Source organism: Prevotella heparinolytica (assembly GCF_002998535.1).
GTDB lineage: Bacteria > Bacteroidota > Bacteroidia > Bacteroidales > Bacteroidaceae > Bacteroides > Bacteroides heparinolyticus.
In genome coordinates this window covers 3,369,904-3,391,503 of the sequence record NZ_CP027234.1, presented here as the reverse complement: position 1 = coordinate 3,391,503, position 21,600 = coordinate 3,369,904, and the positions used below count along the sequence as shown (strand labels likewise).

23 protein-coding genes and 1 riboswitch are annotated in these 21,600 nt (G+C 38.8%); all 23 genes read right to left on the bottom strand.

The window, feature by feature from the left end:
* Positions 1 to 9 precede the first annotated feature (9 nt).
* The 23 genes from C3V43_RS13690 to C3V43_RS13580 all read right to left on the bottom strand — a co-directional run bounded on the left by C3V43_RS13690 (position 10) and on the right by C3V43_RS13580 (position 21,599).
* Entirely contained in the window at positions 10 to 2,025 is a 2,016-nt protein-coding gene (locus tag C3V43_RS13690; protein ID WP_106070237.1) for a TonB-dependent receptor plug domain-containing protein, read from the bottom strand.
* A gap of 61 nt (positions 2,026 to 2,086) precedes the next feature.
* Positions 2,087 to 2,288, bottom strand: a riboswitch (cobalamin riboswitch).
* 44 nt (positions 2,289 to 2,332) lie between these two features.
* Positions 2,333 to 2,881 (bottom strand): hypothetical protein, encoded by a 549-nt coding sequence (locus C3V43_RS13685; protein WP_106070236.1) that lies wholly within the window; start codon positions 2,879 to 2,881, stop codon positions 2,333 to 2,335.
* A gap of 1 nt (position 2,882) precedes the next feature.
* Positions 2,883 to 3,299: a protein-export chaperone SecB gene (locus C3V43_RS13680; protein WP_106070235.1), complete on the bottom strand. Its 417-nt coding sequence runs from the start codon at positions 3,297 to 3,299 to the stop codon at positions 2,883 to 2,885.
* Positions 3,292 to 3,546, bottom strand: a complete 255-nt coding sequence (locus tag C3V43_RS13675; protein ID WP_129588768.1) for a hypothetical protein — start codon at positions 3,544 to 3,546, stop codon at positions 3,292 to 3,294. Before C3V43_RS13675 ends, C3V43_RS13680 begins: the two co-directional genes overlap by 8 nt.
* Before the next feature lie 191 nt (positions 3,547 to 3,737).
* On the bottom strand, positions 3,738 to 4,166 hold the full coding sequence (locus C3V43_RS13670) for a WbuC family cupin fold metalloprotein (RefSeq protein ID WP_106070233.1): 429 nt from the start codon (positions 4,164 to 4,166) through the stop codon (positions 3,738 to 3,740).
* Between the two features lie 83 nt (positions 4,167 to 4,249).
* Entirely contained in the window at positions 4,250 to 4,927 is a 678-nt protein-coding gene (locus tag C3V43_RS13665; protein ID WP_106070232.1) for a PIG-L deacetylase family protein, read from the bottom strand.
* A 25-nt stretch (positions 4,928 to 4,952) separates the two neighbouring features.
* Positions 4,953 to 5,645 carry a sugar transferase gene (locus C3V43_RS13660; RefSeq protein ID WP_106070231.1) on the bottom strand — a complete coding sequence of 231 codons (693 nt, stop codon included), beginning with the start codon at positions 5,643 to 5,645 and terminating at the stop codon, positions 4,953 to 4,955.
* 25 nt (positions 5,646 to 5,670) lie between these two features.
* Positions 5,671 to 6,276, bottom strand: coding sequence for an acyltransferase (locus tag C3V43_RS13655; protein ID WP_106070230.1), 606 nt, complete (start codon positions 6,274 to 6,276; stop codon positions 5,671 to 5,673).
* A gap of 12 nt (positions 6,277 to 6,288) precedes the next feature.
* The gene (locus tag C3V43_RS13650; RefSeq protein ID WP_106070229.1) at positions 6,289 to 7,173 is read right to left on the bottom strand and encodes an NAD-dependent epimerase/dehydratase family protein; all 885 of its coding nucleotides are present in this window, start codon (positions 7,171 to 7,173) and stop codon (positions 6,289 to 6,291) included.
* A 3-nt stretch (positions 7,174 to 7,176) separates the two neighbouring features.
* Entirely contained in the window at positions 7,177 to 8,385 is a 1,209-nt protein-coding gene (locus tag C3V43_RS13645) for a glycosyltransferase family 4 protein (RefSeq protein WP_106070228.1), read from the bottom strand.
* A gap of 1 nt (position 8,386) precedes the next feature.
* Complete coding sequence (locus C3V43_RS13640; RefSeq protein WP_106070227.1) at positions 8,387 to 9,361, bottom strand: hypothetical protein; 975 nt, start codon at positions 9,359 to 9,361, stop codon at positions 8,387 to 8,389.
* The gene (locus tag C3V43_RS13635) at positions 9,358 to 10,572 is read right to left on the bottom strand and encodes a hypothetical protein (RefSeq protein WP_129588767.1); all 1,215 of its coding nucleotides are present in this window, start codon (positions 10,570 to 10,572) and stop codon (positions 9,358 to 9,360) included. The genes C3V43_RS13640 and C3V43_RS13635 overlap by 4 nt, the downstream gene beginning before the upstream one ends.
* 12 nt (positions 10,573 to 10,584) lie before the next feature.
* On the bottom strand, positions 10,585 to 11,793 hold the full coding sequence (locus C3V43_RS13630; RefSeq protein ID WP_106070225.1) for a glycosyltransferase family 4 protein: 1,209 nt from the start codon (positions 11,791 to 11,793) through the stop codon (positions 10,585 to 10,587).
* Complete coding sequence (locus C3V43_RS13625; RefSeq protein WP_164996255.1) at positions 11,771 to 12,898, bottom strand: EpsG family protein; 1,128 nt, start codon at positions 12,896 to 12,898, stop codon at positions 11,771 to 11,773. The genes C3V43_RS13630 and C3V43_RS13625 overlap by 23 nt, the downstream gene beginning before the upstream one ends.
* Positions 12,899 to 13,022: 124 nt before the next feature.
* Positions 13,023 to 13,949, bottom strand: a complete 927-nt coding sequence (locus tag C3V43_RS13620) for a glycosyltransferase family 2 protein (RefSeq protein WP_106070223.1) — start codon at positions 13,947 to 13,949, stop codon at positions 13,023 to 13,025.
* A complete protein-coding gene (locus C3V43_RS13615) occupies positions 13,939 to 15,303 on the bottom strand; it encodes a lipopolysaccharide biosynthesis protein (protein WP_106070222.1) in 1,365 nt (454 codons plus the stop codon). The genes C3V43_RS13620 and C3V43_RS13615 overlap by 11 nt, the downstream gene beginning before the upstream one ends.
* Positions 15,303 to 16,205 carry a transketolase family protein gene (locus C3V43_RS13610; protein ID WP_106070221.1) on the bottom strand — a complete coding sequence of 301 codons (903 nt, stop codon included), beginning with the start codon at positions 16,203 to 16,205 and terminating at the stop codon, positions 15,303 to 15,305. The genes C3V43_RS13615 and C3V43_RS13610 overlap by 1 nt, the downstream gene beginning before the upstream one ends.
* Positions 16,202 to 17,014, bottom strand: coding sequence for a transketolase (locus tag C3V43_RS13605; RefSeq protein ID WP_106070220.1), 813 nt, complete (start codon positions 17,012 to 17,014; stop codon positions 16,202 to 16,204). Before C3V43_RS13605 ends, C3V43_RS13610 begins: the two co-directional genes overlap by 4 nt.
* Positions 16,965 to 17,918, bottom strand: coding sequence for an NAD-dependent epimerase/dehydratase family protein (locus tag C3V43_RS13600; RefSeq protein WP_106070219.1), 954 nt, complete (start codon positions 17,916 to 17,918; stop codon positions 16,965 to 16,967). The genes C3V43_RS13605 and C3V43_RS13600 overlap by 50 nt, the downstream gene beginning before the upstream one ends.
* On the bottom strand, positions 17,918 to 18,994 hold the full coding sequence (gene rfbG / locus C3V43_RS13595; RefSeq protein ID WP_106070218.1) for a CDP-glucose 4,6-dehydratase: 1,077 nt from the start codon (positions 18,992 to 18,994) through the stop codon (positions 17,918 to 17,920). The genes C3V43_RS13600 and rfbG overlap by 1 nt, the downstream gene beginning before the upstream one ends.
* Positions 18,995 to 18,999: 5 nt before the next feature.
* Positions 19,000 to 19,806, bottom strand: a complete 807-nt coding sequence (gene rfbF, locus C3V43_RS13590) for a glucose-1-phosphate cytidylyltransferase (protein ID WP_106070612.1) — start codon at positions 19,804 to 19,806, stop codon at positions 19,000 to 19,002.
* Positions 19,807 to 19,814: 8 nt separating this feature from the next.
* The gene (gene pseI / locus C3V43_RS13585; protein WP_106070217.1) at positions 19,815 to 20,819 is read right to left on the bottom strand and encodes a pseudaminic acid synthase; all 1,005 of its coding nucleotides are present in this window, start codon (positions 20,817 to 20,819) and stop codon (positions 19,815 to 19,817) included.
* A 57-nt stretch (positions 20,820 to 20,876) separates the two neighbouring features.
* Positions 20,877 to 21,599 carry an SDR family oxidoreductase gene (locus C3V43_RS13580; RefSeq protein WP_106070216.1) on the bottom strand — a complete coding sequence of 241 codons (723 nt, stop codon included), beginning with the start codon at positions 21,597 to 21,599 and terminating at the stop codon, positions 20,877 to 20,879.
* Between the last annotated feature and the right edge of the window lies 1 nt (position 21,600).

Below are 21,600 nucleotides of genomic sequence, written 5' to 3'. Positions count from 1 at the left end.
AATTAAGTTTTAAAAATTCAATGTCCCCGTAAGCCGCCACGAACGTCCCGGCATCGGATAATATTTTATCACTTCATACTGTTCATCGGTCAGGTTCACCACCTCAGCCTGCAACCGCAGCTTGCACCGCTTCATCGCCAGCTCCCTCGACACGCTCACCGTATGCTCCATGTACCCGTCTATCCGGTTCTCCGGGATGTTTTGCGACAGCCGGTAACGCTTTCCCACTCCCACCACGGAATAGCCCACGTTCAGCCAAGGCGTTTCCCACACGGCCGATACGTTTCCCGTATGCACGGGCGTATAAGGCAACTGCTCCTTGTAGTTCTTGGCCGTTGCATCAGTCACGTCCACCGCCTTCTGATAGCTATACCCTCCGGACATGGCCAGCTTCATGCTTCTGCCCAAAGCCACCGCCGTGGCCAGCGTAATGTCCACCCCTACGGCACGCACCTTGCCATAGTTTGCCATCCGCCACGCATACGTGGTGGGAAAAGCCACAATCTTGTCGGTCACGTCGTTATAATACGCATCCACCGTAACGGACAGATAATCCGGCAACCGCCAAGACGAGCGGCTCCACGTAATGCCCACGTTATACTCGTTCGCCTTCTCCGGGCGCAGGCTTCGGTTGCCAAGCCTGTAATAATACAAATCGTTGAATGTAGGCATACGGAACGTGCTTTTGTACATCAGACGCAAGAAGAGCTCCTCCTCCTTCCACGGTTTCAGGCTGATGGAGAGTGACGGAGCCAGACGCTGAAAATCATCGGGCGCCTCTCCCACCCTCACCCGTTCGGTCACAAACGTATGCACCAGCGTGCCCGTGGCCGTCACCGCCCCTTGCCGGTAGCGCGCGTTAAAAGCCGTCAGCGAAGTATATCGCGTGGGAAACGGACAGTCGTTCAGGTTGCTTCGCAACTTATTCACCGCCCCGTCTTGCGCCACCGACAGCGACCAAGCCAATGACGGGCTGTACAATGCCGTTGCCGACAGGTAATACTCGTCTTGCCGGTGCACGCCCCGATATACTCCCTGCTCATACTCCTTCCCCTTATCCTCATACAAGTTCCATCCATGCGTATACTTGGCCTGCGCCTGCACGCTCCACCGCGGCGAGAAACGCTTCTTGTAGCGCGCCTGCACAAACGGGTTCTCATCCCGAAGCGTCTCGTCCGATAACGGGTTGTAGAGCGTCACCGCACCCGGCAGCCCCCTTCGCGAATAGTAATAGCCCCCTTTCACATCCAGTTCGCCTCCATCCCCGAACGTATGATACAAAGCCGCTTCGCCCTGCCACGAATAGATGGCCGAATTGTGCCGCTTCTCCTTCGTCACATACTTCCCGTTCACCAACGTAAACGGATATACCCCATCGGCCCTCATGTAGTCGGCATTCACAGCCAGGCGCGTGCGGTCGCCCACTCGCTGCCACCATCGCAACGAAGGACTCACATAGCCGAACGACCCGCCTTTCATCCTGACCTGGAAAGCCGTGTTCCGTCCCTCCTCCAAATACGGTTTCTCCGTCTCAATGTTCAGCACCCCCGCCGAGGCATACAAACGGGCCGACTGCAACAAATCCTCCCCTTGCCCCACTGCCAGCGAAAGCATCGCCACATTGTCCGTCGAGAACCGTCCGATGTCAATCTGCCCCGCCAGGCAGTTGCTCACCGCCACCCCGTCATAGCTGACAGCCGTATGCGGTGCTCCCATGCTGCGTATCGATACTGTTTTCAGTCCCCCTATTCCCCCGTAATCCTTCACGTTGGCGCCGGCAAATCGTCTCACTGCATCTGCCATGCCCTGTATTCCCAGCCGTTCCATCTCCTGCTTCGACATGGTTTGCACGGGCACGGCCGATGTCACCTTGTTCGGTAGCCGTCGTGCCGTCACCACCACCATCTCTATCTCGTGCACCTTTCCGGTAATGGTATCCCTTCCCGCCTCCTGAGCGGCAAGCGGCAAGACGCTTATTCCCAAGATACAGATGCGAGCCAGTTGCCTCCTCATATATCCGGCCATACAGACAATTAAAATTAATCTTATAAAAATCCGTGCATTGTCCGCTTTCCTCGAGCGGACAATTTTTCGACTTTGTTTTGCAGGTCTTCTGACTTGTTTCCGGTGTATCGCCTTCCCATCCTTTCTTCAAGGATAGTGGCATTGGTATCGATGCACCCTCCGCGAAACTCACAGCAGCGGGACTGTCCGGGATTTCCACCCGGTTCCCTTTTCATCCATATTCTCCGAATGGAGAAGGCGGAACAAAACAGGGGCAAAGATAAGAATAACAAATGATATTATAATATCGTTAAAAAAGAAGTTTTTATTACACCAAGTAATTTATGTTATAATGATTGGGGTAGATGATTTTGCCGGCACTTAAATTGAAAGATTTCTTACGAAACAGACAAATCTGTACAGCAGGGAGTAATTCTAAGCAACTTTTTTCACTATCTTCAAATGGAATAAAAATAGGATTTGATCTCGAGAAATGACCATAAGCCCTAATCCCATCATACTTAGAAGCTAAACCGGCTTTACTCTTCAAATACTCTATCACTTTGGCAACCGTGGTAGTCTTAGTAACCAACTTTTGGGACTTCAAGAAATCAATTACTTCATTAAAGGATTTCAGATGTTCCATGTTACCATGCAGGTCAAAGCATTTTCCATTCAATAAGTCACACGTATATTCTACAATTACATAATTTTCTCTATACCTCACCTTGCCCCACCAATGTGCATTTGCAATCAATGTATCCCAGAAATAATATCCCTCTCCCAGCCATGCATTTGCAGCTTTGCAAATAAAAGGAGCATTCGATTCTATGTAATCAGGATTATCTCTATCCTCTACCGTCTGGAAAAGCTTCATCTCATTGCACTTCTTTAGTGTGTTTCTTCAAAGGTTCTTCCAAGGAAGACAAATTCATTGTCGGTAAAACAATGGGAGGAACATTTGCCTGAAGCGTTATTGTACTCACAAAAGCTCTAACATATGGAAACACTATTGCAATACTGTTTGCATAGAAAAAAGAAGGAATCTCATTAAATTGGATATTGCTTGCAAATTTAAAAGTTGCATGACACTCAACCGAGACAAAAGACTCCGAAGCACCTTTATCTTTCGCAGAAAATATAAACTTTAGGTCAAAAACAGAATTAGGGTTCATTTGCTTAAAACTTCCCGAAGGTTTAAAATCAATTTCCAATTCTGACAACTTGTTTAAATCAAAATCAATTCTCACTCTATTAAAGATATATTTCTCCAAAGAAAAAGCAGCCTTATTCATGATAAAAGAATATTATTGGTGAATATTGGGTACAAATATAAGAAAACTCCGAATACAAATCCGGAGTTTTCTTGTTTTTATTTTCTGACGTTCCTTTCCATTTGAATGACCAATTGCTTGTAAATGATAAAAAATCATCTATTGTAGGTCCTGTGTTATAGGAATCAAATTCCTCCCACTCTTGTTCAATAATAGCCCGTGGGCTATTATTAAAATATTGCTTTAATTGTTCTAATATGGTATTCATAATCCCAATCTTTTGATATATCAAGCCTTGATGATAACTAATCACTTATAAACTTTATGCAAAGATATTATTTTTCTCTCAATACGCCAAATTCATCCCAATATTTTTACCATCTGTTATATAAAGGCATATTCTTGCCTCTCAACATCCTCCATAACAGTCAAAAATGGCTGTTCCATGCATCGCTTCTCTTATGGAATATAAGCTCCGTCTTTCGCTTCAAATATAATTGAGGGCTCCTGTACATTCACCGTATGCCATACACCTGCAGGAATTTGCATACCATACAGCCCTTCGGCCGGACAAAGCAACTGCCTTGATACTTCCCTGAAAGTTCTTTTCCTCACTACCTCCCTTATATTCGATAGTGCATCCGAGGCATACTCCTCCACCTCTTCATAGAAAATCTCCTCCAGCTTTCCACATAGGCATACCACCGTTTCCGCTGTAGCCTCATGCCGATGAATTGACACCTCCGTGCCTGGAAGCAATGCATTCAGCATCCGTTGCGACATATCTTCCGACGAGTTACGCAAGTCATAATTCTGTCGCAATCTTGGAGATTCAGCGGCTTGTGCCCACAAACTGTCCAAGAAATTCTTATCAAATAAATTGTTCATTATATAACAATCATTTATTTAACGATGCCAGATATGCCTCATGCAGAGGATAATATAGTTTCAATGAACAATACTTCATTCTATCAATACGCCCTGAGCACCACCTCAAAAGCTTCGGAGTACATCTGCCCCCACTGACCACCTCTCATAGCCGCAAGACCTGAGATATATTCGGGCGATCTAGGATGTGGATATGAACGCATAACACCACGGTACATTGAGAGAGCCTTAATTTTAGCTTCCACACCTTCCTTGCCAACTTCTACAAAGCAATTAGGATTAAAAGTATTCATGCCGCTATTTATCTTCCACTCCGTACAAGAAGGTACTTCCATATACCAAAACTCTTTCACACGTTTTACCCCTGGACGTCTTTGGAACAGACGGATAGCTTCCTGACACGCCATTGAGGTCTGTAAATGGTCATTATTAGTATCTGCAGGATGATGAGTGATGATAATATCCGGTTCACTTTCCTTAATTGCACTTTCTATGAACTGTACCAACTGCAAGTGAGGTACAGTATTCATCTCGATATTAGGAAATGTACCTTCATAAATTTTATTTACTCCGAGGAACTTATTGGAAGCATTCGTATCATCCTCCAATTCATTGTCCTCCGGACGGAAAGCACGTACTTTAACTTCCGTACACATAATGACAACTTCTACTTCATCACCCTCTTTACTCCACTTATACATAGAAGCACCAGCTCCCAAGACCTCATCATCAGGATGAGCCACTACAATTAAACGCCTCATAATTTATTCTTTTTTTATTACACAATTAAAGCTTAGGCATCACTTCTATCTCAGAATTTGACGCTTTAGCGTCAGCAAGAAACTCCCTCAATATCCAAGTGGCTTCTTTGCCAAGAAAAGTATATACAATGCAGATAACAGTATAAATGATCATCTTCAAATCATAGAAAAAACCAGCTTTCTTAACGTATGTATATTCCAATTCTCTGCGAGTAGGATAAACCTTCTCCATATATTCCTTCTCATCTGTGAAATTATCACCATAAACAAAGTCATAAAGTGCAGCAGGTCCGCTAAGTCCTACTGGTACACTCTTGGCTTCATCCCATTTACCATAGCGGAACATATCAAATTGATCTTTTGCTACAGGTCGAGGACCAACAAGACTCATAGTACCATTAAGGATATTGAGCAATTGAGGTAACTCATCAATCTTTATCCTACGGATAAAATGGCCCCAAGGGAAAATTCGGTCTTCTTCTGGACGGAGAGAAGCTTCTGCTCCTTTCTTTGGTTCTCTCAGCACTCGCATGGAACGAAACTTATACATTTTGAAAAGTTTATTGTTCTTTCCTATTCGATGAGCAGTATAGAAAATAGGCCCCCAGTCAGAAATCAGGATGCCAATTATACCGATTATCCACAAAGGGCTGGTAACAATAATACCAAGTAGTGCACACACAAAGTCAAATATTCGCTTTATTATTCTGTAAATCATAATACCGATACTTACAATTCACTTTCTATTCATTAGAAGATTTTGATTTATCTCCTCTATGTGGTATTTGCTTCAAAACCTTTGCAGGCCTCCCGGCAGCCACTGTCCAAGCCGGTATATCCGTTGTAACAAATGAACCTGCACCTACGATGGCACCTTCACCTACTGTCACTCCCGGCATCACAAAACTTTCCATTCCTATCAAACACCCTTTCTTTAGAACAATAGGCTTCACTATATATCCTAGTTCCATATAATCATCTCCAACACAATAATCACAAAAATTTCTTTGATGACAAAGCAAACGAGTTCCAGAAGCTATACTAACGTGATCTTCCAGTGTAATCATATCAGCATGTCCTTGATCTATTCGTACATAATCTCCAATAAAACATTCTTTACCAACATGACATCCCATCTTTCGCATAAGTATAGGTCTAATCTTGCGAGGATTGAATGACTGCAATATCGGCCAATCCATCATCTTTTCCAATCTCTTACGATAGATGTTACCAAAAAACTTTCCCAAAACCTTACTTACACTTACATCACCATATTCTTCTTCTGAATAGTTAAAGCCGAGTGTTCTCAACATTTTGTAAGTCGTACTTAGTTTTTTCTGCTTACTCATATCTTAAATCGATTATTTTTTATTTTTAGGTTCAATACCTGCGAATGATTCTTTCAAACTTACCACTCTATATTCAAATGCATATTTGCTCATTTCCATATCATATGTACTATTAGAAAACATCTTACCCAAAGGACGGACATGATTCCCGAACATCCATATGAGAGGATTAAATAATCTTGTAATCCAAACATGTCTTCCACTCTGTTTCGCATAATAGCGAATGATCTCTACAGTATCAGCATATTCTGCATTTTGAGGAAACACGATACCTCCTGTTTCGTGTAAAATCAACTGCTTAACGAACTCACAAAGGTTATCTATATAAAGCATACTTCTCTTATTATGCCAAGCCGGGAAGATAGGAGTCTTATTAGCCAACCATACCAATCTAGGAAAATTACCTTTACATCCTGGGCCATAAATCATTGGTGGTCGAATAATACACACTTTAAAGTTATTATCTGATAAGGTGCGGATTCCTTCTTCTCCTTGTAATTTACTATCGCCATAAAAGCCATTAGGTGCTGGTTTTGTATCTTTATGTATCTGCTTACCTTCAAGAGTCTTCACTTCTTTATAAACAATCATACTACTCATATGGATAAATTGCTTCACACCTGCAGCTTTAGCCGCTTTGGCTATCTCTATCACCATATCGCGGTTAACAGCATAATACAGAGGTCCCTTACCTTTAGCCGCTTTAACATGGGCAATACCAGCCACATTGTAAACAACATCATATTTTGAGAAGTCCGCTTGCTTCCAACGATTGTCAATCGTATCTACAGCATCAATATCAAATAGCTTTTCTTTACCATCAAATGCAGCATCAAGCCAATGTTCTACTCTGAGACCAACATAACTGCCGACACCTGTTATCAAAACTTTCTTCATGATTTATTTTGCTCCTATAATCCTCTCTAAATTATCAATACACATATCCATTCGATAATTCTTCATGTAATAGTCTCGACTATTACGTCCCATTTTTTCAAAAGATTCGCGATTCGTTAGAACCTTTTCTCTAATCACCCTTATCAATGCTTCGGAATCCCCTGCAGGTACGGCATATCCACACTGTGATTCATCAATGATATCAGCTCCGCCACATCCTATCATGGCTAGGACAGGTCTTCCAGCCGACATATATGATTGTAGGCGAGCTGGAACAACAGCTTCTAAATGAGGAAATCCTGCCCTCAAGGTTACAAGCATTACATCTGCTTGTTTGTAAAAAGCTGGCATAGCTTCAAAAGGGTACTGTCCAAGACAAACAGCTTTATTCTCCATCCCATTTCCTTTGATGAAGTTTTCGAGCCATTCTTTTCGTGAACCACCACCAACAAATATCCATTTCACTTCAGGTTCGTCTTTCAATCCTAACATCACCTCAGTTACAGCTTCCAGATTCTGAGACTTGCCCAGATTACCTGCAATCATAATTTTAAAGCCTTCCGGAGCTTGTGGTATTTCATAATCTGCAGACATCTCCAGAATATCATCACTCCAATTTGGAAAGTAAATAATTTTATCCTTGAAGTCACCTTTCTGCTCAATAAGCTCTCGAAAACGTTTACTTGTTATCAATATCTTATCTGTTTGATTATAAATATCCTTAACCAGCTTATCTACAAAGTTCACTACTTTCTCGTTCTTTATTCCCCCCCCAGACTTCATAGCATCTGGCCATAAATCCATAATCCAATAATAGAAAGGAATTTTTCTAAGCTTTCTCAGCAATAATGCCGGATAAGCTTGGAAAATTGGCGAAGGCTCATGACCGATAATGCAATCATACTTCTTTTTCCATGCAATGAAAAAAAGCACCCACAAGCATCCACTGATTACGTATGACAAATAATTGAAAGGTAACCTCCATCCCCCTTTCCCTCTTGGCGTTTGAAAACAACGATATACATTAACACCATTTACGACTTCATATCGCTTGCTAAATAATCCATATCCATCAAAGTATTTCCCATCAGGATAATTGGGAATACCTACAAGGGCATCCACATGATGCCCTCTTTTTACCAATTCAAAAGCTAAATCATTACTTTTAAATACCTCTGGATAAAAATATTGTGTAACTAATAATATTCGCATTTTATATTTCTATATAAGATGATTTCCCATCATAACCTTTCAAAGCTCTTCCTGAAAACCAGAGCCTTCCATCACAATACGCATTCTGTGGAAACTCAAATGTACCAAACTGGAATATAAATGGCAGCCAATCCTTCTTTGCTTTATAACGCTCTTCCCAGTGTAACCCATCCTTTGAAACCCAAAGGTGTGCATACTTATCAGTATTCACCTTTGACGGTTCAACTGTTGTTGATATGAAAGCGACATCACCAACTTGTCCACCTTTGATAACAGAGCCTTGTACTTCCTGTAGTTCAGTTATCTCTAGAGTCTTACGATCAAACTTTTTAATAACATTCTGTTGGTATTGAGTATCTGTTCCGAATACTACAAAATCTTTATAAAAAAATAATTGGCATGTACGATACTCTTGTCCGCCCCTAAACACCTCTAAAAAGGTCTTAAACTCATCATCTGTATACCCTATGATACATTCGTTTTCTCGATCGCCAGTTGCTACCCAAATACGATCTGTATATTTATCAAAGAACAGTCCATGAATATGATTGATATTCCCTGCTTCAAACGTATAGGCGATATGCCAAGTACGTGCATTATCTTCCGAGCAATAAATATTAACAGCCTGTTTCTCCATGTTTTGAAAATACTCACCAAAAAAGATATTACCTGAAAGAGCTAAACATAGGTTCAACGGCTTAGACCCTCTGGGCATAGCAAAGCTTTTTATAAAAGAATTTTCACCTTTCTTCTGCAAGAACAGTCCTTTCTTGGCAACAGCAATTCTATCTGCATTCGCCAATTGATAAAAACTCGTGATTTCAGCCCGTAAAAGTCTTCTTATCAAGGTAAATCGAGATGGCCAATAGAACTTGCTGTCATCAATCTTATACTTACCGATTGTTTCTTCAAGAAGATAACCTCTACTCAAAAGCATAGTATTATCTCCTATTATAATCGCCTTTCCTTTCCTCATACCTGCAATCCAAGTTCTTTTACAACTAAATTCCTGATGTAGTTAATTTCAAAAAGACCATAATAAAGAATTTTTGTTCCTACGCTCGCATACTCGTAAGCCAAAGTACTTTCATAACTTATAAGCAAATCGACAGCTGGCAGATGCGTATTTAGTCCCTCGATAAAAGTAAAATCAAATTCTTTACGTAAATCATAGTAGGACGCATTTGTTTCGGCTGGATGATTCTTCAGATATATGATTACATCAAGTCCTTGCAATTGACGTATTATTTCACGTTCGTTATCGAAGAACAAAGCAGGCTGCCCAACTATAAGCAACGACTTCTTTTCTGGTTTAAACGAGGGTTTGAAACCATAACCCATGTGGATATACTTAGGATTGTTTGCAATAACTGAGTGAGAAAGTGCAATCTCATCATCTTTTGTATAACAATAAATCGTCGATGGAGAGCTTTTATAAAGAGATTTCCATATATATGCACCTAAATCTTCTTGCCATACAAAATGTGATGCCTCAAGAACTAAATTGTGAAAGTGCATCGTTCCGTGTTGAATCATAGTTTTATTCTCATGGGGTAGCTTATCATATAAAATGGCCATACGGTCACAAATACAGCTAAATGTCATATTAACATCTAAAGGAATATGACGCAATGCAAAGTCCGTCAAACACCATTCGTATGCACGAAAAGACAATAAATACTTATCGTACCCTAATGAAATAACGGTTTTAATATGTAGTATCACTGCCTGCCCCGCACTTTTCCATATTTCGCCCATTGACACATAATCAAGAGCACAAACAGATTTATATTCTGCAGGTAGAGTGATAAAATCAAATGGATTATGAAACCACACATCATCTTCTCGCTGTATGCCTGCTGTTTTGCTTAGCGCAAGTAGACGTCGTTCGTGGTGCAAATATAGTCGTTTGAGTGGGTATTTCTTTTGTTTGTGCCCCAAGAAGCATATGCTGTTCTTTATTGGGAAGACGAAATCTGACACTATCATAATTACAGGCAAGCATATATTGAATACGAGCCTAAAAAAAGTGCTTTTCCAGAGATGTTTAAATATCTTTCTCCTGCTTGCTCCTAACTGATTAAAATGCTTAATCTGCTCATCTTGCCGTCCTGTTTTCAGTTCAATATCATTCAACAACGTAATGCAATAAGTTTCTCGTTGTTCTTTCAGACTATATTCTGCCATACACATTCGCGATTAGCCATTTGATATCATCATCTTCTCGTAACCCTCCGCCATGTTTTTGAGCCCAAAATAGCGGTGAAACCTCTCAACAGAGCGCTCTTTCTGTTCTTGAGAAACAAGCTTTTGATCAATAATAGTTTCAAGCTTTCGTGCAACGTCCTTGGGATCTCTTGTAATAACTATACCGCAATCATCACCCATAACCTCACAATTCCCACCAACATCAGTGAGTAGTAGGAACAAACCAGCACGAAGAGCCTCTAGGGTACTGATCGAAAGCCCCTCGTTTTTACTGGGCATAACAAATACATCCATATCTACCAAGATATTTGCCACATCCTTTCGCAAACCCATAAACTCAACAACATCGTTAAGGTGCAATTCTAACACCCGCCTTTCCAAATCCCCTCTTGCACTTCCATCTCCAACAAGAAAAAGTTTAACCTTTTCTTTCTTCTCTTTGGGCAGTAAAGCTAAAGCAGAAATAATTACGTCTTGGCCTTTTCTGCCAGACATAGAACCAACACAAACAAGGTTTATCTGTGGCCTTTCCAGCTTTCTTGACCTCATATTTTCGGCCACATCAGATATTCCGTTATATATCATACAACGTTTTGAAATAGGAGCTATACTCTCTTCATATGCTTTTTGTGATATATAAATAATCTTATCTATATTTTCATATACATAATCACGAAGTCTCAATATCCTTGCCGTTTGTTTTTCGCTGTTGTTGAAAGCCGGGAATGTTGCCAGGAACTGACCACACAAATCATCCGCCTGGTGTATTATTATTGCCGTTTTCTTTTCAATACTATTTTTTTGCTTAAGTTTTAGATAATAATAAGCAGAATGGATTTCCTGAAAAATAAGCCATTCGCATTGATTTGAATCAGACAAAGCTCTTTTTGCGACGCATTTAGCTGGCCTCACATAGTTAAGATATTCTTTTAGTCTTGCCCAAATAATATAATCAGAACTGAGCAAATTCCTAAAAAAAGATCTAATTCCTCTTGTAGCTTTATAAGTACATGTTTCATTACCTTCGCCTATTGGCATCTCTTCGCCATTGTTTACATCCACTACCTCTGCAGAAGAGTAGATTTTATTTAATAATACATCATTAAAGAATGGCTTACTTTTGACAATATTATCCAAGACAAAGTTGGCGCCATGTACAGCCTTTAAAGTTCCAGTACTAACAATTGAGAATCTTTTCATTATAATGTGATTTAGGGTTATTTTTCATTTTAAAAACATTATATCTCACTCCATTTGAATAGATAGCTATAAGAGCAAGAGCTGTTGTAACAATTATTATAATATAAGTATAATCAACCCCTTTGTACCTATAGTCCACAAAATAAAGCTCCTCCAAGCCCTTCATAATCAAATAACCTTGGAATAATAAAATTCCAATAAAATAAGGTACCCTAAAAATCCAGTTTCTCATATATGTCATTGTTAAAGGAATTGCAAAAATCAGGAAAACTTGATAATAAAGCAACATCCTACCTACTATATCAATGGGTGGCGCAAAAACATAGCCTACGGTTAAGAGGCTTAAAGTTATAGAGGTTAGTTTATTTATTCCGTCTTCAAGCGCATGCTTCCTTAAAAAAATAAAGTATAATGCCAAGTATAAAATGCGTATTAATTTAGCATTCAAGGATACTTCTGATGACGTGTCAATATAGTTCTCAAAATCAAGACCAAAAATTAACAAGTAACGTCCAAGATCTGAGTTCAGCAGCGCAATCAATAGAGAAGCAACTATCATTATCACCATGAAGCCTTTTTTATCTTTAATGTTGTATATAAAATATATCGGAATCCACACGATAGAAGAGCTATGAGTAAAGAAAGCGACAATACACAAAATAAGATACACAGACAATTTCTTTCGGAAAATATAAGGTATCGTTAGGATTACGATTACCAAAGCCAAATACTGTCTTACTACAAATAGAGACTGATTATACACAAAAAGGAGAATTAGAACTATAGATATTATATAATTCGGAGAATACTTTTTTATGACGTAGAATAATGAAAAGAATAGGATTAAATTATAGACTAAAAGAAAAAAAACAAAATCATTTGAAACATATGAAACTATTCTGTTAAAGACTGCATAGAAGTAATCTGTGGTTCTAATTTGATCAAAAATCTTTGTAATTGGAGCACCAGCAACGTCTCTAAACTGGACTTCATATCTTGGTAAATCCTCAACACTATTAATATCAACACCTACATGTAATAGAACAAACACAAAGAAAGAAATCCCAACAAAAAAGGAATCCAACTTGTAAGTGGAAATCTTCATCTTTTTTATTAATAGCAACATGAGAGCTATGATGGAAAAAAACAAATAATTAGTTACAAATAAATGCATCCTTTAAAATAGAATTACAACAGAAATATCAAGAATAAATTCAAAAAACTATAATTTATCGTCGTAAGATTCTCTTTAAGCCCTCATACCAAGAACCTTTTAATAATACTCGAAGAGGTATTCTTATTATCTGTACAAAATTATAGTGGAGAATATTTATTATTCCAAACTTATACCAAAAAAGAAAGTGGTAATAAAACTTATCTCTTATTGAAATGTCAGCTGAATCTATGTATACAAGACAGTAGCTAGTAATAGCCTTAAAAACGGAACTATTAAGACGCTTACGACAATTTCTGAATATATCAAATGTAAGCGCTTGATAAGGAACGATTGCAAAATGATTCCAAGTTATATCAGCCCCATGTTCTTGGATAACTCCTTCGGACGAGAAGAAACACGATGCCTCATTATTATCATTTAAAAATTTGATTACTTTTAGAATCTGAGCGGTAGACGTTGAGAGGTATCTATAATGCCAGTGCATATAGTTTTTTGTAAGATCCATGTTATTAATACACTCGCTTGTATAAAATGATGCTGCAAAAGCACCTTTGGGCTTCATCGCATTACAAAATCCTTCAAGGCCTCTGGTTTCTCCCACATATGGGGAATTGAACTTTATATAAATACCATTATCATGTTCTTTTATTGTGTTCAACACAATACGAACTGCATTGTTAGAGATATAATCATCATCCCCTATAACCCATAGCCACCTAGTATCACAACACTCAAAAAGCCTTGCTACATTGGCATCTCCGCCTATGTTTACTTTATTATTTTTAGCAATTACCCCATACTCCTCCACATAAGGAGAAATAAAACGTTCGAAATCGTAATTTGTACTACAATTATCTCTTACAACAACACATACATCTTCATTCAATTGAGGACAAATATGGTCAAGACAATCTTTTAGATAATGACTGCGATTAAATGTGGGTATCCCTATTGTTAATATTGGTTTCTTATTCATCATGCCATTTTTTTTTGAAATGATTAAATGTCCAAAAACCCCATGGGAGCATTATCATTTGAATTAGACAATAACCAATGGTTATACCGTATAATCCATATTGTTTACCGAACACCAATGTGGATAAAAGACACAAACAACCTGCTGAAATGGAATTAATGAGAAAAGGTTCTTGCTTATGACAACGTAAATAAGTGGCCCAAGAATTAACATATTGGTGAGTATATACAGGTATCATCATTAATAACATAGGCCAATAATCTAAGAATCTATCTGCAAGTAAATTCCCATTCAATCGTATTTGAGTAAGATGCAGGAAAACAACACACAGAAAGAATGTCACTAATAAACAAAGGCAAACCATTGACATTTGCTTTAGAGTTTTGTTAAATAAAAAATCTAACTGTTGATAATCTTTTAGCGCTACCAATTGACTGTATAATGGGACTTTTGTGCTTAACCAACTAAATGAAAAAGTTTGTATTGCATTCAAAGCTTGAAGGGTCATACCCATTTGACCAGCAATAACAGCGCCTTCTTTAGCAAATAAAACAGGATTAAACAGTTGAAAGATGAAATAACCGCTTATCCAACTTAGCGCAATCTTCCATTGGAAGGGAAATATTTCCTTAAAATATTCAATTCTATCCGTTACTTGATACTTCCATAGATTTACTATCAGTTTTATTAATTCAGTTTTATAAACATAGACCTGCCATAAAAGAACGGATAGTAAATATCCTATACCAACAACAAAGAGTTTTAATCCTGAAGCAAGTCCAATCCACGTGACTAATGGTGTTAAAATTTGCTGATAAAACCCTATTTTGCTCATTTCCTTTACCTTTCCCAACCCCATAAAGATGGATGTGAATGGTGATTGAAAAAGTTTTATTGCGGTTCCAAGACAAATAAGTGCCCAAGGTATTTTCCATTCTATGCCAACATGTTCACTTCCATATTTTTGAAAATAAACAAACCCCAATAATAAAAGAAAAATAAACACAATAATAGCTAATACGGTATACCACTTGACGCAAAATTGGATCAACGAGGCTAACCTTGATCGGTAATACCTTTCTCCTTCATAATTAAAATTATTTAATGATAAATGCGAAACCTCATGTGCCACAAATTGTGTCATTATGCTTGTGAGGCCTAGTTCAAAGAAGACCTGCATTGCAAGTAATGAACCAAATGTATAGAAGAATCCCTGTTCTACTCCTGTTAGAAAAGTTGTTATAAAGAATACAGAAGCTACTCCTATAAACCCTCCGATTATTCTAGCTCCCGAAGAATAAGCTATAGACTTATCAACCCCTATTTTCTTAGCAAGTTCTTTGATTATATTAGCCATTATAAAAAAAGCCTTTCGTATTTTCGTAAAAATAGTTGAGAACCTACAACCTCAACAAACTCATCAGGAATAGCAATTCTCTTAATCTTTGGATATGTTTCTATCCCACCATCAGCATAAAGATCATTTACTATCTCAACAACAGCAGACCCCATACCACAAGATTTCTGATGTTCCTCTATTGTAATCAATCCTTTTGGGTGAGAGTTAATAACCCTCTTCAACTGATCAATATCAATAGGCTTTACAAATGGAACGCTATAGAGATTATAGGGAAGATTTTCATCCTCTATTTGATGCTTAGCTGCGTCAAGAATATTACCGCAAGCTAATACCGCTTTTTCATTCCCTTTCTTAACGATTAGCGGGCAGATATCTCCAATCTTAATATCTATAACCTCTTTAGTATGTACAACCTTCTCACCAGCTTTACCCAAACGAATATACATAGGACCATCGTATATAGCAGATAACTTCGTTATAGCCTTAGCTTCGATCGGGTCACCCGGCGTTGCTACCACTATATTGGGTATAACACGAAGGGCACCAATATCCTCAGTCGCTTGATGAGTAGCACCAAGGCTACCATAAGCATAACCAGCTCCTACAGATACAATCTTCACATTCACATTGTGGTAAGAAATATCATTACGTATCTGCTCCAAGCACCGGATAGTTGGGAAATTACCTATTGAATAAAAATACACATTATAACCTGCCATTGATAAACCTGCCGCTACTCCTGCCATATTCTGTTCAGCAATTCCCACGTTCAGGAAACGTTCAGGAAACTCCTCTGCAAATGGCTCGATAACATGATAACCTAAATCACCTACAAGCAGAAAAATTTTATCATTATGACGAGCTTCTTCAATTAATTGCTTTATAAAATTCGTTCTCATAACAACTCCTCCTTAGCTTGTTTAAGTTCACCATCATTTGGTGCGCTATAATGAAATTTCAGATTATGTTCCATGAAACTAACACCTTTACCCTTTATTGTATTTGAAACGATTACGGTTGGCTTGCCTGTGCATTCTTTAAAATTATCGAAAGCAGAAATAATCTGATTATAGTCATGGCCATCGATTTCAATAACATTCCATTGAAAAGTCTTCAATTTTTCAGGAAGAGGATCAAGACACAACACATCCTTTGTATCCCCCAAGGCCTGCATTTTGTTCTTGTCTACTATCAAACAAAGATTATCCAAATGATTATGAGCTGCAAACATAATAGCTTCCCAATTGCTACCTTCATTGATTTCGCCATCACCAATCAAACAATACACACTGTTGTTTAGACCATTGCGTTTCGCGCCAAGAGCTAATCCGCAAGCTACTGGCATACCATGACCAAGACTACCTGTAGAAAGCTCTACACCAGGAAGTTTATGAGTGGCATGAGCAAAAAAAAGAGTTCCATTCTTTGCAAAGTTCTCCATAAGTTCATTCATATCAATGAATCCCATTTCTGCCAAAACTGCATAATATAGGGCACAACAATGCCCCTTACTCAATATAAATCGATCTCGTCCAGGAGCCTCCTTTGTTTCTGGAGTATTATTTAGATAGTTGGCATAAAGTGTAACAAGTAAGTCCGCCATAGATAAAGCTCCACCAGAATGCGACTCATTTGCATTATGAGCCATTTCAAGAGCTTTATAACGAACTGACTGAGCCAGTTCGAATAATTGTTTTTTTTCCATCATTATACTTATTGAGATAAAATTCTATAGTTTCATACAACCTTTCATCAAAGTTCGATGTATTTAGATTATAGATATTTTTACGAAGGGCAGTAGTATCCCCTTCCATATACATACATTGCCCATAACGATAAGGCAGTGCACCAAAATTCAATTTAAAACTTGGATTAATTGCATCCCTTATCTTACTAACCAAATCTTTCAAAGATGTTGGATTGTCAGAACAGATATTATAAATACCACTCTTTCCATCAGCATAAATTGCCATCTCAATAGCTTTCGCACATTCACCTACATAAAGATATGCCAATTTCTGTTCTCCAGGTGTTAAATCCATGTGGTCCTCATTTGATATACTCTTTATTAAACTGGGAATTAACCATCTGTCTGCTTCATGAGGGCCAAATAGAGGGAAAAGACGAAACCAGAACCAATCCATGTCATGAATTTCACAGAAACTTCTCAGTATTGTTTGAGATGCAGATTTTACTGCTGCATAAGCTGTCTTGGGATTGATAGGATCAGATTCTTCAATTTTTTTAGTGAAGTTTCCATATTCTGATTGGGAGCCAATGCCTACAAACTTCTTGCATTTAGTTTCCAATGCTATATCCAGAAGCTCCTGTTGTAAATAAATATTACTCACCTGCTTACTCCACACAATACGATCTGCAGCCGCTACTCCATTCCAAGCAAGATTATAGACAATAGTTGGATTAAAATCATGAAATCTTGATTTCCAATCATCTGAGTTATCAACCCATAGTACTTTTTCTTTATATGATTCCAAGCCGTTAAGTTTAGAATTAGGCCTTTTAAGGCATAACACCTCATGACCATCATCCACTAGAGCTTTAACTAAATATGCCCCAATAAACCCACTTGCACCTGTTACAAATGCTTTCATTACCTAAGAAACTTCTCAATTTCCTCCAAACAGAGGTTAAATACATTTTCTGTTTTATATCTCTTGTACCAATCAGCCGTTAAAGCTACACACTGCATGGCATTTAATCTTGGCTTCCATCCAAGACGTGTCTTCCCCTTATCAATATTAAGCATCAACAAATGTGCTTCATGGAGTGCCTCAGAATCTGAAACATCTTGCAATTCTCCAAAACCAAAGGTCTTGATGATAGCAGTCGCCATCTCCCAAACAGTAAGCACACTTTCAGCTTCAGGACCAAAGTTCCAGCCTTCACAATATTCTGTAGGATTCTCCCACATCTTCTGAGCGAGCATCATGTAGCCAGAAAGAGGCTCTAATACATGCTCCCATGGACGAATAGCCTTTGGTGAACGAATTTTGATTGGACTACCTGTTTCAAGCGCACGAATACAATCTGGAATAATACGATCAAGAGCCCAATCGCCGCCTCCAATTACATTACCGGCACGAACTGATGAAACGCTAACGGTATGCTTCTTACCATAATCTTCCGGATTAAAGAAACTCCTTCTCCAGCTTTGGATGGCAATTTCGCAAGCACCTTTAGAGGAAGAATATGGATCATAACCACCGAATGGGTCAGTTTCAACATACCCTTTCATCTGTTCTTTGTTATCATAGCACTTGTCGGTAGTAATCATTATACCAACTTTCACACTCTTTGTAACACGAATAGCCTCCATGATATTGATAGTTCCCATCACGTTTGTCTGATAAGTCTCGACAGGTTGCACATAGCTCAAGCGAACCAATGGCTGAGCAGCAAGATGGAAAACAATCTCTGGCTGATATTCAGTAAAGATTTGCTTCATCTTTTCGCCATCACAAATATCAGCACGAATATCTGCTTTGATTTTTGAGCCAATACCAGAAAGAACAAAATTGTCTTTCTCAGAATATGGCTCAAGGCCAACACCTACAACCTCAGCTCCTAACTCATGAAGCCAAATAGAAAGCCAAGACCCTTTGAAACCAGTATGGCCGGTTACAAGAACCCTTTTTTCTTTATAAAAACTATTGAAAATATCCACCATATTGTTTAAAAACCTTTAGGGATATTAGGAATCGCACGTTTCCAACGTTGCCAAGGTGCTTTATTTTCAGCTAGCAATTTTTCCAACATAGCTTTCTCACGAACGTTGTCCATACATTGCCAGAAACCTTTATGAATGTATGACATCAACTGATTCTCTTCAGCAAGTTTGGTAAGTGCGACCTTTTCAAACACACATGTATCATCTGTTAAATAATCAAATATTCTTGGCTCAAGTACCATATATCCAGCATTGATAGGTACCCCATCAGCAATATTCTTCTCTCGAAAGGATTTTACCGCTCCTCCCTCAATATCAAGCACCCCCTTCTCTTGAGCCATTTTAACTGCTGTTAGAGTTGCAAGTTTACCATGAGACTTATGAAATTCTAGCAATTTGTCTATTTCAACATCACATACACCATCGCCATAAGTGAACATGAAAGGTTCATTACCAACATACTTCTGAATGCGCTTAACACGACCACCTGTCATGGTGTTATAACCAGTATCAACAACAGTCACTTTCCAAGGCTCCATATTTGTCTGATGAACCGTCATTTCATCTTTACCATTACGAAAATCAAAGGTTACATCAGAATTATGCAAAAAGTAATTAGCAAACCACTCCTTGATATATTCCTGCTTATAGCCTGCACAGATAATAAACTCTATATGTCCATAGTAGGCATACTCTTTCATAATATGCCAAAGAATAGGCATGCCGCCAATCTCAATCATTGGTTTTGGTTTGAATTGGCTTTCCTCACTGATGCGTGAGCCAAAACCACCAGCTAAAAGTACTACTTTCATGGTATATTTCACTTTATGTAATCAAGACTCATTCTATCCCCCTTATTAAGGTTACAATTTACCTTTTTCCCTAGTATATCTTTGAAATATTTTGGATGCAATCCAAAACCCGGCCTCACAGATCTCACATTCTTTTCTGTGATAACATCACCAGCTTTCATATCTTCAGCAACATAGAGAGAACGAGAGAAATTGCGTCCTTTAATTTTGAAAGGGTCTGTAGGATAATCAACATGACCAAGGGCCTTTTCTACATTACGAATAGAGATTGTCATTGCTGCAAATTCTTCTGTAGTCATAGAGAATGCAGCGTCAGGTCCCCCAATAGCCCTATCCATGATGAAGTGCTTCTCAACTATTTCTGCACCCAATGCCACTGCTGCTACTGCCACATCAGACCCCATTGTGTGATCAGACAATCCTACTTTAACGCCAAAACGTTCTTTCATGTCAAGCATTGTCTTGAGATTTACATTCTCAAGAGGGGCAGGATAAGCAGATACGCAACGAAGAAGAGTAATATCTGTGTTACCTACCTCATGACAAACCTTAATTGCCAGTTCGATATCTTCCATTGTTGCAATACCCGTCGAGATAACCATTGGCTTACCTTTACTTGCCGCATATCGTATGAGGTTAACGTCTGTTATTTCAAAGGAAGCAATCTTATATATTGGATTGCCACACTCCTCCAGCAAATCAACTGCAGTATTATCAAAAGGAGTTGAAAAGCAAATTAATCCTATTGATCTTGCATAATCAAACAGCTTCTGATGCCATTCCCATGGAGTATATGCTTCTTTATATAAATTATAAAGTTTATAACCATCCCAAAGGCCATTATCAATCTGAAAGTCTTCCTTATCACAATCAAGTGTAATGGTGTCAGCTGTGTATGTTTGTATTTTGACCGCATCTGCTCCAGCTTCTTTTGCAGCATCCATTGTGCGAAATGCAATATCAAGACTACCATTATGATTCGCAGATAACTCTGCTATAATAAATGTATTCATATCAACATTCAAATATTACAAGTAGCCATAGCTCTTGCTTCACCTTAATTAGCTTAATTAAATAGTGCCATTATCAACATGAATATTCTGACCAGTAATACTCTCTGCCTTGTCACTCAACAGAAATGCCACAGTCTCAGCAACCGATCTTACCGATGTTGCAGCCTTCAATGAAGTGCGAGCATATATCTTGTCTCTCTGTTCCTTAGTCAAGGAAGCACTCATTGCTGTAGCCATAAATCCTGGCACTACCACATTTGAGCGGATACCCATCTGTCCCCATTCGCGAGCTGTATCCTTTGAAAAAGCTTCGAGTGCCCCCTTTGAAGAGGCATACATTGCCAGCCCCTTATAACCAGTGTGGACACTGATAGAAGAGATATGAACGATAGAGCCCTTAGTATGATGAAGAATCATGTTGCGAATCACATTCTTAGCCATCATCATTGGTGTGAAGACATTCACATTATACATTGCTTTCAAACGCTCAAGATTCAAGTTGGTTATAATGTCATCATAAGCCAATGCTGCATTGTTGACATAACCATTAATCTGTACTTTATTGCCACAGAAATCCTTGAAAACACTCTGGCGAATATTATCACAATCAGAGAGATCAACACTCTTGTAAAATAGTCGACCTTCATACTCGCTTTGCAGAGCCTTGAAATCATCGGGACAGCTACGAGCAATTCCATAAACAGTATGGCCCTGTTCTAGTAGGACTCGACAAATTTCTAATCCTACCCCACGAGAACAACCTGTAACTAATATATTCATG

What these genes read in the sequence shown, in the direction of transcription:
- pseI (WP_106070217.1), bottom strand. Translation starts at nt 20,819, where the DNA reads ATGAATACATTTATTATAGCAGAGTTATCTGCGAATCATAATGGTAGT.
- rfbF (WP_106070612.1), bottom strand. Translation starts at nt 19,806, where the DNA reads ATGAAAGTAGTACTTTTAGCTGGTGGTTTTGGCTCACGCATCAGTGAG.
- C3V43_RS13615 (WP_106070222.1), bottom strand. Translation starts at nt 15,303, where the DNA reads ATGGCTAATATAATCAAAGAACTTGCTAAGAAAATAGGGGTTGATAAG.
- C3V43_RS13625 (WP_164996255.1), bottom strand. Translation starts at nt 12,898, where the DNA reads ATGAAGATTTCCACTTACAAGTTGGATTCCTTTTTTGTTGGGATTTCT.
- C3V43_RS13675 (WP_129588768.1), bottom strand. Translation starts at nt 3,546, where the DNA reads ATGAATACCATATTAGAACAATTAAAGCAATATTTTAATAATAGCCCA.
- C3V43_RS13665 (WP_106070232.1), bottom strand. Translation starts at nt 4,927, where the DNA reads ATGAGGCGTTTAATTGTAGTGGCTCATCCTGATGATGAGGTCTTGGGA.
- C3V43_RS13660 (WP_106070231.1), bottom strand. Translation starts at nt 5,645, where the DNA reads ATGATTTACAGAATAATAAAGCGAATATTTGACTTTGTGTGTGCACTA.
- C3V43_RS13600 (WP_106070219.1), bottom strand. Translation starts at nt 17,918, where the DNA reads ATGAAAGCATTTGTAACAGGTGCAAGTGGGTTTATTGGGGCATATTTA.
- C3V43_RS13645 (WP_106070228.1), bottom strand. Translation starts at nt 8,385, where the DNA reads ATGCGAATATTATTAGTTACACAATATTTTTATCCAGAGGTATTTAAA.
- C3V43_RS13605 (WP_106070220.1), bottom strand. Translation starts at nt 17,014, where the DNA reads ATGATGGAAAAAAAACAATTATTCGAACTGGCTCAGTCAGTTCGTTAT.
- C3V43_RS13640 (WP_106070227.1), bottom strand. Translation starts at nt 9,361, where the DNA reads ATGAGGAAAGGAAAGGCGATTATAATAGGAGATAATACTATGCTTTTG.
- C3V43_RS13650 (WP_106070229.1), bottom strand. Translation starts at nt 7,173, where the DNA reads ATGAAGAAAGTTTTGATAACAGGTGTCGGCAGTTATGTTGGTCTCAGA.
- C3V43_RS13685 (WP_106070236.1), bottom strand. Translation starts at nt 2,881, where the DNA reads ATGAAGCTTTTCCAGACGGTAGAGGATAGAGATAATCCTGATTACATA.
- C3V43_RS13690 (WP_106070237.1), bottom strand. Translation starts at nt 2,025, where the DNA reads ATGGCCGGATATATGAGGAGGCAACTGGCTCGCATCTGTATCTTGGGA.
- C3V43_RS13635 (WP_129588767.1), bottom strand. Translation starts at nt 10,572, where the DNA reads ATGGCAGAATATAGTCTGAAAGAACAACGAGAAACTTATTGCATTACG.
- C3V43_RS13680 (WP_106070235.1), bottom strand. Translation starts at nt 3,299, where the DNA reads ATGAATAAGGCTGCTTTTTCTTTGGAGAAATATATCTTTAATAGAGTG.
- rfbG (WP_106070218.1), bottom strand. Translation starts at nt 18,994, where the DNA reads ATGGTGGATATTTTCAATAGTTTTTATAAAGAAAAAAGGGTTCTTGTA.
- C3V43_RS13630 (WP_106070225.1), bottom strand. Translation starts at nt 11,793, where the DNA reads ATGAAAAGATTCTCAATTGTTAGTACTGGAACTTTAAAGGCTGTACAT.
- C3V43_RS13610 (WP_106070221.1), bottom strand. Translation starts at nt 16,205, where the DNA reads ATGAGAACGAATTTTATAAAGCAATTAATTGAAGAAGCTCGTCATAAT.
- C3V43_RS13655 (WP_106070230.1), bottom strand. Translation starts at nt 6,276, where the DNA reads ATGAGTAAGCAGAAAAAACTAAGTACGACTTACAAAATGTTGAGAACA.
- C3V43_RS13580 (WP_106070216.1), bottom strand. Translation starts at nt 21,599, where the DNA reads ATGAATATATTAGTTACAGGTTGTTCTCGTGGGGTAGGATTAGAAATT.
- C3V43_RS13620 (WP_106070223.1), bottom strand. Translation starts at nt 13,949, where the DNA reads ATGATGAATAAGAAACCAATATTAACAATAGGGATACCCACATTTAAT.
- C3V43_RS13670 (WP_106070233.1), bottom strand. Translation starts at nt 4,166, where the DNA reads ATGAACAATTTATTTGATAAGAATTTCTTGGACAGTTTGTGGGCACAA.